Origin of the sequence: Okeania sp. SIO3B5 (assembly GCF_010692555.1) — a bacterium.
Taxonomy (GTDB): Bacteria; Cyanobacteriota; Cyanobacteriia; order Cyanobacteriales; family Microcoleaceae; genus Okeania.
The window spans coordinates 37,199-49,240 of sequence record NZ_JAAHHG010000023.1 but is presented as its reverse complement, the minus strand read 5'-3'; the positions used below and the strand labels follow the sequence as shown (position 1 = coordinate 49,240).

Sequence of the window (12,042 nt, the reverse complement as noted above, 5' to 3'; positions counted from 1 at the left end):
TAGATTCTGACTGCCCTTAGTCGTTTGATTAAACAACGTCGGATGAAATTAGGAATTTCTCAAGAAGAGCTTGGATTTAGATCTAAGTTAGATCGTACCTATATATCTGGACTAGAACGTGGTGTGAGAAATCCTTCTCTAACTGCTCTTGTTAGTTTAGCTGGCGGAATGGGTATTAGTGTATCAGAACTTCTTGATAATTTAGAGGCAGAAGCTAATAATATAGAGTGAGCAATCAAGACTTAGTAGAAAAGTTAAAATCTACATTTAGAAAAAACTCAACTCAATTAAAAGTATTTAATCTTTTATGAGATAGAGAATGGCATTGTCGTAGTTGTGAAGGTAAAAACTTAGCATCAGAACAATATGCAGGTGGAGGTGGTATTCAAGGATTACAAAGAGGCACAAAAAGTCGCCCTGGTTTAGAAATTAAAACGGAAAGAAAGTTCTGCAATACTTGTCAAAAACAAACAATATGGGATTGTTGGACAGGAAAAATTAAAGTAAGCATTCAGCCGTCAGCAATCAGCAATCAGCTATTGCTTTTAATTTTAGATAAAAGCAATAGCTGATTGAGTCATAACTTATACTTACTATAAAAGCTGTCTGAAACAGTTTATATTCATTAACCCCCCTTTTTTTTTGCTGAGAGCTGACAACTAATAGCTGAATGCTTACAAATTAAAGCAGCAAATGCTCCTGCTAATATTCCCTCTGAATTAGTCGAAAAAATATTATCTGTTTATTCGTATGTAGACGTGATTGAACAAAGACAACGACCGCGACATGAAATTTTTATTGACCATCGTTTTCCAATGGAAAGATGGGGAAATGTTGAAGAAACTCATAACTTAAATATGAGTGAAACTGAGATTAAACAAAAATTTCAATTGCTTAAAAAAGATAGTGGAGGTAATCATAATCTTTTAAAATCAAGAAGCTGTGAATTTTGTATTAAAACTGGTAAAAGGGGTACACCATTAGGCATTAAATTCTGGTATGAAGGTAATGAAAATTGGCCTCGTAATATACCTCAAGTTGGAAAAGATGCTGAGACTGGATGTGTGGGATGTGGTTGGTATAATTTTGAGATTTGGCGAAATACTCTTAATCAAAAACTAACTGAGTTTAAACAGGATAATTAAGTATTATTTACTGTGATTTTCTAGGGAAATTTTATTTAAAAAAGGAATCAACGCATAACCTATACATTCTGCTAAACGAGGAGGTACAGCATTACCAATTTGCCACATCGCTTTTTTCATAGAACCCTCAAAAATAAAAGAGTCAGGAAAACTTTGTAATCTTGCCATTTCTCTTGCTGAAATTACCCGGTTAAGGTAAGGATGAATATGAGTACCACCATGATTTTCTTTGATAGTCATACTTGGTTTACCCAAATGTTGTCGTTTAAAAGCATCAGCATAAGTTTTATATAAAGAACAACCAGGAGGCACTTTAGCAAGTCTTTTCATGTATTCTTGTGAATGCCGAGTCCATTGATGATTAATTTCTGGAATCGGAGTTAATTCTGGAAGGTCAGAAATTGCTGATTCAATTGGTTTATATTGATGGGGTAATAGTTGAGGTTTTGGATAAGGATTTATCATGCCAAATTTATTGGCAATAAAAATAGTTCTAGGGCGAATTTGTGGAATTCCATAAGCAGCAGATTCTAGAATTGCTACAGATACATTAGAATAACCAATATCGATAAATGCTTGGCAAATTTCTGCTTTAACAGCACCTTTTTTCATGGTAATAATTCCAGGCACATTTTCCATAACAATATACCAAGGACTAATTTCATTAACTACTCTCACAAATTCTCGAAATAAATTATTTCTAGGGTCATCAGGATTACGTTTTCCGGCAACTGAAAAACCCTGACATGGAGGACCTCCTACTACTAAATGTATTTCTGGTGAACCAATTTGATTGAGCCATTCTGTAGAATTAAATTCTTTGATATCCCCACAAAAATGATGAGATGTAGGAAAATTTTTTCTATGGGTTGCTGATGCTATTAAATTTTCTTCAACACTTGCTATTGGTTTAAATCCGGCTTGAAATAAACCTTGTGTCATTCCTCCAGCACCGCAAAACAAATCGATAAATTTATAATCAGATTTAAATATGGGTTTCTCTTCAATTTTAATGAATTTTTTATATGGGTCACTGTCATTATTATTTAATTCGTATTGAATTTTTTCATAACGTCCTAGTTTTGCTTTTTTATGATGATTTTTATCATTTTTATTCTCTAAATTAGGGAATAAAGATAGTTGTTTTCCTTCCATTAAATTTTACCGAATAATTAAGCTTTAAAGCCTCTCCTTTAAAGAAGAAACAAGAAAAAAAAATCCTTTTAGTCAATCCTCTTATTGAAAAGAAGAGGTAATTATTAATTATTAATTATTAATTATTAATTATTAATTATATTTTTTGTCTAATTTTCCAATGCAATTTCTATTCAAATTCTGGTGCCCACACTTCTGCTACAGGTAATTTCCATCCAGGTAATATTTCTGCTACTTCTAAAACATCTCCATCTCTGAGGACAATTTTCTCTCTCATAAACCGATAAATTTCCATTGTCCGACTGCGGGGGTCTACTAATACACCGACAATAGTTCCTAACTCTAGAAAATCTTGTATTTTTTGGCGCAATTTTTGTGATTTATCGCTCTGAGATTTAACTTCAAAAATAAGGTCGGGAACTAATTCTATATAATCTTCTGTAGGGCGGGGTAATTTTTCTGCACGAATAAAAGAAGCATCTAGTGTGCGGATATCTCTATCTGAATTAGGTAAGCGAAAACCTCCACTAGAAGCAATAACTCTACCTAATTTCCGAGGTCTTACCCAATGCCATAAATAAGCCACTATTGCTGCTGCTACTTCATCTGATTCTAAACCAGAAGGACTCATGACAATAATTTCTCCATTTATTAATTCCATCCGATAGTCTGGATATTCTACTTGCAATTTTTCTAAATCTTTAACTGTTAAACCTGACATAGTTATCTCTCCTTTTTTGTGTTTAATTCTCTGTTAAAATCTCCCTCCTCATTGAATCATTAAGTTTAATAATGTCTGAATTTAAGAATAAATAAATTCCACAAATTATTTGATTTAATCCTTTTATTTTAAATGATAGAAAATTATTAGTTCTTGATTTTTAAACCCTAAACCTAATATCATGTCCGTTTGAATACTTATAATTAAGATAGTAGGGGAGTGTGGGAGCAGGGGAGTAGGGGAGTAGGGGAGTAGGGAAAATAGAAAGATTTACTGTTGAAGTACTCATGATAAGTTTTTTCATCACTAATTATCCGGACATGATATAACACAAAAAAAAATTTCCGAAAAATTGTGGTCTAAAGCCGACCCTTTTAAGGGGATAAAAAAAAGAACATATTCCTGATTTCAAGCCTCTTGCTTACCTAGGTCATACTGCGCAAACAGCTAGAGGTACTGATAACTGATAACTGATAACTGATAACTGAAATGACCTATTTCTTCCTCCTTAACTAATAAGTTGCAAACACAACTCCCGAAAACGATCGCCTCGTTGTTCAAAATTTTGATATTGGTCGAAACTTGCACAAGCAGGAGACAATAATACAACTTTTGCATCATATTTTTTTGCTAATGCTGCACCTCTAATTACTGCTCGCTCCATTTCTCCTACTATTTCATAATTATGAAAGTTAATTTTTTGTAGTCTCTTGGCAAAAGTCTCAGCGGCATTACCTATTAATAAAACAGCAGCAACTTTTTCCTTAATTTGTCGTAACCAGTCGCTATCATGACCTTGTTTAGCTTCACCACCAGCAATTAATAATACAGGTCCTGGTACAGCACTTAAACCAACTGCTGCTGCATCATAATTTGTTGCTTTACTATCATTGAGAAAATCTACTCCATTCCAAGTACAAATATATTCTAAGCGATGAGGTACACCAGGAAATTTTTTCACTGCTTCAGCGATCGTCTCTTTTTCTATTCCTGCTAATTTCGCTACTGCCACTGCCATCAATAAATTCTGTTGATTATGATTTCCTAACATTCGCAGCGACTCCACAGAAACTATTTTTTCCCCAAATGCTACTACCCACCCATCCTCAATGTAAATTCCTTTGGCAGTATCTCCCACTAAGTTAGCTTTACCTTTGATACTTGTCCAGTGGGCATTACGTCCAAGGTTAATTGCATTTTGACGTATATACGAATCATCACTATTGAAAACTTGTATTTGAGAGCGATTTAATAAAGATGCTTTGATATTAAAATAATTTTCTATTGTATAGTGGCGACTAAGATGATCGGGAGTCAAAGTAGTCCAAACACCAATTTGAGGTGCAAGGGTGCTAGATGATTCTATTTGATAGCTGCTAATTTCTGCAATTACCCAATCTGGTGGAGTTTCTAATAAAGCTAATTCACAAGCAGCATAGCCAATGTTACCACAGGCAGGGGCGTTTAAACCTGCGGTCTGAAAAATTGCAGCAACTAAAGCAGTGGTAGTAGTTTTGCCATTAGTACCAGTGATGCCTACCCAGGGGGAAGATTTGAGATATCGCCATGCTAATTCCATTTCTCCAATAGTTTCAATTCCACTTTCTCTGGCACGTTGGAGTGGGGGTATATCCCAAGGTACGCCAGGACTAACGACTACTAAATCTAAAGATGTTTCCGGTTCAAATGAATAACCTAACTTAACAGTAATACCTTCTTGAGTTAATTTTTGTTGCTGTTGTTCAAGAGAGTCTGATGTGTTGCGATCGCTCAGTTCCACTTCCCAACCATTTTTCTTTAGCAGCCGCGCAGCAGCAACACCTGATTTTCCGAGACCAATAATATGAGTTTTTGGCATAATAAATATTTTTTGGTAGATATTTTGGTAAATTTACAAATTACCAAATGATAGTCATTTGGATTTTACAGCAGAGTGTGCTAAAAAGCTTTTGTCGGGATGGCTTTTCTCATCATTAAAAACTGACAATTTTAACTTTCAGAACTTCAACAAAAGCACTATTTATAGGGGCAACTATAGAGGTATTTCCTGATAAAAAAACTCAAAATAATTGTCCCAAATTATCGCTTAATCAGCAGTAGTAGACTGACACAGCTAAAACTGTGCACTCTTATTTTTGTTTATAGATGTCTTTTTCTCCCCATCTCCCCATCTCCCCATCTCCCATCTAATGCACCATTTAAGGTGTGTCACTCCAGTAGGGTGCGTTAATGAAATGTAACGCACCGAATTAGTATTTCCTTAAGTAATATTACTAGACCTACATATCTAACATAGTGTCGTGCGACGGATTGTTAAATACCTTTGATAGCATATATTTTAGCCGTAATGGTACACCCTACAATTATGAACTATAGGTCTAGTGCAGGATGGCAGAAATAACTAACCAGTTACAAAATCCTAAAAGCTTTACCAATCAATACTTTTGACTTTTGAATTTTGATTTTTGACTTCCGCAGTACAGGATGGCAGAAATAACTAACCAGTTACAAAATCCTAAAAGCTTTACCAATCAATACTTTTGACTTTTGAATTTTGATTTTTGACTTCCGCAGTACAGGATGGCAGAAATAACTAACCAGTTACAAAATCCTAAAAGCTTTACCAATCAATACTTTTGACTTTTGAATTTTGAATTTTGACTTCCGCCCTAGCTTTTAACTATTTCTCCAAAGTCTGCCAATACCCGTGCATTATTACGGAGTAACCCTAATAAATTTAATCGATTCTGTTTAATTTTAGCGTCAGAATCCATTACTAAAACACTTTGCGGCCCATCAAAGAAGTTACTTACAGTTGGGGCAATTTTTGCCAAAGCATCTACTAACTGTTGATAATTTCTAGTTTCTTGAGATACTTTTGTTTGGGGAACTAAGTCAACTAAAGCATTATAAAATGCTAATTCTGATTCACTTTTAAACAAGTTTAAATCCACAACTTTTTCAGGTGCAAGTTGTATTTTATCCAACTCACCTTGAGCAGCCAAACGAGTTGAACGATTAACAGTTTCATAGATTTGGTCAAGCAGACCATTTTGCCGAATATTTTGTAAGAAAATTGCCCGATTTCGTACATCTAATAAATCTTTTAATGCCCGTTCAGTATATTCAGAATCATTATTTCCTAACACTGCATTTACCAAATCATAATCAAGATTTTTTTCTTCTTGTAAAATTGTTCTAATTCGCTGCAAGAAGAAATCATATAATTGTGGCAATAGCTCTGAATCTGCTTCGGTATAAAATTTCGTAAAATCTACAGCAATCTGTGCTAATAACTGATGTAAATTTATTGGTAATTCGGCTGACCAAGTAATATTAACCACTGCATTTGCTGCCCGACGTAAAGCGAAGGGATCGGAGGAACCTGTAGGTAACATTCCCAATCCAAAAATACTTACCAAAGTATCAAGTTTATCTGCCAAACTCACAACTTGACCGCTAATACTTTCCGGTAAAATATCTCCAGCACCTCTAGGCAAATAATGTTCAAAAATTGCCATTGCTACGGCTTCATTTTCCCCACAAGCACGGGCATATTTTTCTCCCATTATTCCCTGGAGTTCAGGAAATTCATAAACCATTTGAGTTACTAAATCAGCTTTGCAAAGTAGGGCTGCCCTTTCTATATTTTTGCTTTCTTCTTGACTGATTTTTAACTGTTCAGCTATTAACTTAGCTATATTAACAATCCGTTCTACTTTTTTCCGCACCGAACCTAGTTTGGCTTGGAATGTTACAGCTTCCAATTCAGGTAAATAACTTTCTAATGGTTTAGCTAAATCTGCCTTATAGAAAAATTGCCCATCAGCTAATCTAGCTCTAATTACTCGTTCGTTTCCTTTAGCAATAATCTCTGACTTTTCCGGGTCGCCATTAGAAATAGTAATAAAATATGGCAGTAATTCAACTTTAGCTTTATCAGTATTTGTTGATTTCAAAACAGGAAAGTAACGTTGATGTGTCACCATAACAGTTGTTGTTACTTCCGAGGGCAAAATCAAAAAATCTTCATCAATTTTACCAACTACTGCTGTCGGCCATTCGACTAAATTTGTAACTTCTGCTAATAATTCTGTCGGAACTTCTGCTGTTCCTTGAACTTTTTTTGCTACAGTTTGTATTTGCTGTTCAATTTGACTCTTTCTTTGTTGAAAATCTACTTCTATATAAGCCTTTTTCAATACTTCTGCATAATCTTTTGCCTGGTCAATTTCAATAGATTCAGGATGTAAAACTCGATGTCCGTAGGATACACGATCCGAAGTAATTATCTCAGAGCCATTTTCTAAATTTATCGGCAATATTTCCCCATCTAATAATGTGACTAACCATCGAATAGGACGAGGAAATTTAATATCTCCATCTGCCCAACGCATAAATCTTTTACCTTCAAGTTTATTAATCCATTCAGGTACTAATTTGATAAGAATTTCTGCTGTTTGTTTACCCTGAATTTTTTTATTGACGAAAACAAAATCACCTTTTTCAGTCGGGCGTATTTCTAGGTCTTTTAATTCTATTTCTTGTTTTCTAGCAAAGCCTTCTGCTGCTTTTGTCGGTTTACCGTCTTTAAAAGCTGCCTTTGCCGGAGGACCTTTAATTTCTTCTTCTCGGTCTGGTTGTTGAGTAGGTAAACTGTTGATGACAACAGCTAAACGTCTGGGTGTGGCATATATTTTAATCCCATCATTTGTTAAGTATGCCTCACTCAAGGCAGTAGGGATAAGTTTTTCCCACTGTGATATTGCTTCAGAGACAAAAGTTGCGGGTAATTCTTCTGTACCAATTTCTAATAAAAATGTAGGCATAGCAAAATATTGACAGATTTGGATATTATTATACCGTTTCACTAAAATCAAAAGTCAAAATTCAAAAGTCAAAATTTAAAAGTGATATTTTAAGTACTTAAAACTTCTACTCTTATATAGTAATTTCAGTTTATTATTTGACTTCATCATTTACCAACTATTTGTGATGTGACATTTTTTAAGTGAAATGGTATTTGTTAATTACAACAGTTTACCGAAAAATTGAGTTTAAAGCTTTCCCCCTCTAATATCAAATCTCACGCATTTTTGCTACATCTTCTTGAGTAGGAGAGTAGGGAAGTTGCATGCAACGTCCCTACAGGGAGAAGTAAACATAAGAATAATTAACAATAACTGGCGTACTAAGTTATCAAAAAATTTATTCAGTCTGTATTAAATTACTTAATAATTGAAGTGTCATTTAAGTGAAGCATTCTTTTTTCATGCTTGGTATAAAACCAAATATCATATATTTTTGCTACGTCTTGTTGAGAGCTGGTAGTAGTAGGGACATTGCATAAGTGGTGGTGCATTATCCGGCAATATTTGTTAGGAAGTACGGCAGTGGGAACATCTTGCTTCCGTGCCTAGTATTCCTTTTTGCTGTATACCATTACGCTTCTGAAGACTATCAGACCTAAGACCAACTCCTAAAAATAATGCTATACTTCCAATGCGACTTCAGTTATTAAGTAATAATAATAATTCAGTAATGAATGTAGAGGATTATCGGCATTAATCCAAAATATCTTATGCCTTTAAACCTTACCGAATAATTAAGGTTTAAAGCCTCTCCTTTAAAGGAGAAACAAGAAAATATTTTCCTTTGATTCAATCCTCTTCCTTTTAGGGAGAGGTAATTATCAATTATCCATTATCAATTATCAATTATTGAATCTCTACTCCCTACTCCCTACTCCCTACTCCCAAAGAAATGTAGCAAAACTTTTGAGAAATGCTATAAGACCGTTTCACTAAAGTCAGAACTCAAAAATCAGAACTCAAAAGTAATACTTGAGGTACTTCAAAGCTAGGTATTGCTGAGGAGCAGGATGAATATAAGTGGCAATTGGGGGCAGGCATCCTGCCTGTCCCGAAAATATCAGGAACGGGAAAATATAAACAAGCAAGATGCCCATTCCACCAAGATGCCCATTCCACCAATTATTTGTGACATTTTTTAAGTGAATATGACTATTATTTATACTTTTAAATATTCTATAACTATCTTGAATAAATATTTTTTATCGGGTGCATCTCAATGCGTGAATAAAGCCAAAAATTTATCGCTTTTAGGGAACAGGGAACAGGGAACAGGGAACAGGAAACAGGGAATATATAGGAAAAAAGTATTTTTGCAAATATGAGATGCACCCTTTTTATCTTTATAAAAAAGCATAAATTTTAATTAACATCTGCTATTTTTTATACCATAATTAATCTTCTACTATAAGTTCGCAAATATGTTATATTGAATTGAGTTAAACTAATCATCAATAACTTATTCATCCAGCACATACCTCTGGCAAAATCAGAATTCAATCTTTTTTATTTCTAAATATTTATCTTTCCGGTCGGTCCATTACTTATTTATTAATTGTTGAATATACTTATATTAATAGTTTCAACACAGAGTCATACTCGTACCTGTATTAATAATTAAATCCTGGATGTCAAAAAAACTTTGTGAAGCAAAAGCGTCAAATTAGGACTATAATTTTTGTTAAAGGTGTAGGATAAAATTATGCCAATCACCTTAACTTGAGCCATCAAGATTCATATTTTTGAAGTCAAACATTGAGCAATCCGAAATTGAATCAGGCAGAAATGAAGAATATACTCAAAGACTAAAATATTTAGCTGATAACTATTTAAAGAGTTTATTCTCATTCAATTCTCAGCAAATAGTATCTACTTATTCAATTTGATCTCTTATTTTAGGGCTGATTAGGTTAAAATAAAATTTGATGAAACTACATAAAGTTTCTCTTCAGGTCAAAGGCCATGATATTTGAATTACTCACTCAGATGTAACTAAAATTTTCCAATTAGAAATTCAATTATAATTATGTCCAAAGCCAAAAATAGGGTAACCTAAAGGCATTCGTACAATAATGCTTGCATAAACAAAAATTACCAGAGGTATATTCCTCTACCCCCGAAACACTCTAGCTTACTATAAAGTTACACTATGACCACTTTCAATATGTACATGGCTGCCGCAACCAAAACTAAAAGCCCTGATGTCTGCACTTATAGAGATATTGCTAAATTGAACACATCAGCAATTATGGCTTGTGGGTTGACAATGACATACCAATCTGGAAAACAGTCATACCAGGTACTAAAAAATATTGACTTGACAGTAAACAAAGGTGATGTCCAGTTATTGATGGGACCATCTGGTTCTGGTAAAACTACTTTGCTGTCGATTTTAGCAGGATTATTAACACCCACATCTGGTAGAGTCTGTCTCCTGGGACAAGAAATTACTAAAATGTCCAGAAGCCAGCTAGCCAAGTTTAGACTTAAGAATATCGGCTTTATCTTTCAGGGGTTTAACTTGTTCCCGGCATTGACGGCGAGAGAAAATATAGAAGTGGCTCTTAATATGAAGGGTATCAAAGGTAAGGCAGCAAAACATGAAGCTCAGATACTTTTAGAGCAAGTAGGACTAGCGCCCCAGGCCAAACTACATCCAAGAGATTTATCTGGTGGCCAAAAACAAAGAGTGGCGATCGCCCGCGCACTATGTGGAAGTCCTAGAGTAATCATGGCCGATGAACCAACAGCAGCGTTAGATTCTCACAGTGGTCATACAGTTATTGAATTATTGCGTCGTCTGGCCAAAGAAGGTGATTGTACAGTGTTAATGGTAACTCACGATCCTAGAATAGTAAGTTCTGCTGATAGAGTAGTTTATCTTGAAGATGGGGTTGTACAGGAAAACAAACAACTATCAGATAATATTTTGTAATTTTAGTAATTATGTTTGCACCTATAATTTTTGTAACTTCCCAGATATTAATGTAAGTCTGGGAATTTAATTTTTTTTGTTTACCTTTCTTTGTTTTTATTGTCTACTTCTGTATTTCGTTTATTTAATTGTAAAATTTGTTCCTCGATAACACCCTTGAAAAGAAGTTAAATTAGTATTAGTAATTTGCTCAAGTTTAGTTACTAATGAGGCAGTACTAGGATGATGGTGAAATTTATCCCACTGATAGGCAAATTTACCAAGATAGCTACCTGTCCCTTGATAACTAAACTCTTCTATGGGTATCCCAGAAATACCGGAAATTTCTTGGTCATGGTATCCATTAATAATTACTTTCTCTAATTTAACTTCTTTATCCAAAGTAATATTCCAATGTACAGGTTCGTAGGAAGAGATAGCTAAAATTACAGGTTGATTTTTACGTTCTATTTTGACATTAATGGTGCCTGTAGGATGATATCCACCATGATGATCTGAGCGTGCTTCATAAACACCTACCAAGTGTAACTCCTTCTCTCCATTAGAGGTCTTAAAAAAAGATGAAAAATCATTACTACCTCCAACACCACAGGCAACGCTATTAACAACTGCTATAGGAACTTCATTTTGATTAGCTTGCTGTTTAAATCTTGACCTCATTAATAACCAGCTACCAAAAGTAATACTAGCTATTAAAACACTGGCAGTTATAACAATTAAAGATTTAATATTTTGGTCAAATAAGTTTATCCTTAGTCGTTTCTTTGGAGAATAATTAAAATTTTGACTAAAGTCAGAAACTACATCTGCTTTTTCATCCAGACAAGCTAATAAATTTAAACTTTCTGGTTGTTCTAACATAGTAGAAACAATTTTTGCTGTTCCTACATATAAATTTCTATTTTGTCTATCTACAATTAACCAATATTTATCAGTTTCATTTAACTGATAATCTTTGACTTGAGAATTTACCAGAGGATGCTGAATAAAAATCTGCCAAGCAACAGTAATACCAGCACCGATATTTTTACCGTCATTGTACATAACTTGGTTAATTTCTGGTTCCCAGTGAAAAGCTACCCAGGAATGGTTAGATTTATATCCTAATGACTTTTCTAACTGTGGGTGAGCTGTAAAATTTAAGAGTTTCACAAGATTAGACATACATCAGTTTCCAACTTGATAAACTAAAGTTCTTATTTATTTCGGTTTAGG

General features: G+C 34.2%; 8 protein-coding genes. 3 read left to right on the top strand and 5 right to left on the bottom strand.

Annotation, left to right across the window (positions count from 1 at the left end; translation table 11 throughout):
* Positions 1-24: 24 nt before the first annotated feature.
* Together F6K54_RS05215 and F6K54_RS05210 are read left to right on the top strand one after the other, a co-directional pair.
* Complete coding sequence (locus F6K54_RS05215; protein WP_366558059.1) at positions 25-231, top strand: helix-turn-helix transcriptional regulator; 207 nt, start codon at positions 25-27, stop codon at positions 229-231.
* A gap of 527 nt (positions 232-758) precedes the next feature.
* Positions 759-1,145 carry a hypothetical protein gene (locus tag F6K54_RS05210; RefSeq protein WP_293075306.1) on the top strand — a complete coding sequence of 129 codons (387 nt, stop codon included), beginning with the start codon at positions 759-761 and terminating at the stop codon, positions 1,143-1,145.
* A gap of 3 nt (positions 1,146-1,148) precedes the next feature.
* Here F6K54_RS05210 and F6K54_RS05205 read toward each other — a convergent pair whose 3' ends face one another.
* From F6K54_RS05205 to glyS, 4 genes are all read right to left on the bottom strand, one after another.
* Positions 1,149-2,300, bottom strand: coding sequence for a DNA cytosine methyltransferase (locus tag F6K54_RS05205; RefSeq protein WP_293075304.1), 1,152 nt, complete (start codon positions 2,298-2,300; stop codon positions 1,149-1,151).
* 169 nt (positions 2,301-2,469) lie between these two features.
* Positions 2,470-3,021 (bottom strand): Uma2 family endonuclease, encoded by a 552-nt coding sequence (locus F6K54_RS05200; protein ID WP_293075302.1) that lies wholly within the window; start codon positions 3,019-3,021, stop codon positions 2,470-2,472.
* Positions 3,022-3,529: 508 nt separating this feature from the next.
* A complete protein-coding gene (gene murD / locus F6K54_RS05195; protein WP_293075300.1) occupies positions 3,530-4,879 on the bottom strand; it encodes a UDP-N-acetylmuramoyl-L-alanine--D-glutamate ligase in 1,350 nt (449 codons plus the stop codon).
* Between the two features lie 811 nt (positions 4,880-5,690).
* Complete coding sequence (glyS, locus tag F6K54_RS05190) at positions 5,691-7,850, bottom strand: glycine--tRNA ligase subunit beta (protein ID WP_293075298.1); 2,160 nt, start codon at positions 7,848-7,850, stop codon at positions 5,691-5,693.
* Positions 7,851-10,041: 2,191 nt separating this feature from the next.
* On the opposite strand from glyS, the gene F6K54_RS05185 reads away from it, so the two are divergent.
* Positions 10,042-10,827 carry an ABC transporter ATP-binding protein gene (locus tag F6K54_RS05185; RefSeq protein ID WP_366558058.1) on the top strand — a complete coding sequence of 262 codons (786 nt, stop codon included), beginning with the start codon at positions 10,042-10,044 and terminating at the stop codon, positions 10,825-10,827.
* 120 nt (positions 10,828-10,947) lie between these two features.
* Here F6K54_RS05185 and F6K54_RS05180 read toward each other — a convergent pair whose 3' ends face one another.
* Positions 10,948-11,991 carry a hypothetical protein gene (locus F6K54_RS05180; RefSeq protein ID WP_293075296.1) on the bottom strand — a complete coding sequence of 348 codons (1,044 nt, stop codon included), beginning with the start codon at positions 11,989-11,991 and terminating at the stop codon, positions 10,948-10,950.
* Between the last annotated feature and the right edge of the window lie 51 nt (positions 11,992-12,042).

Bases quoted from the DNA above. Each gene is read 5' to 3' on its own strand.
- F6K54_RS05205 (WP_293075304.1), bottom strand. From the start codon at position 2,300: ATGGAAGGAAAACAACTATCTTTATTCCCTAATTTAGAGAATAAAAAT.
- F6K54_RS05200 (WP_293075302.1), bottom strand. From the start codon at position 3,021: ATGTCAGGTTTAACAGTTAAAGATTTAGAAAAATTGCAAGTAGAATAT.
- murD (WP_293075300.1), bottom strand. From the start codon at position 4,879: ATGCCAAAAACTCATATTATTGGTCTCGGAAAATCAGGTGTTGCTGCT.
- glyS (WP_293075298.1), bottom strand. From the start codon at position 7,850: ATGCCTACATTTTTATTAGAAATTGGTACAGAAGAATTACCCGCAACT.
- F6K54_RS05185 (WP_366558058.1), top strand. From the start codon at position 10,042: ATGACCACTTTCAATATGTACATGGCTGCCGCAACCAAAACTAAAAGC.
- F6K54_RS05180 (WP_293075296.1), bottom strand. From the start codon at position 11,991: ATGTCTAATCTTGTGAAACTCTTAAATTTTACAGCTCACCCACAGTTA.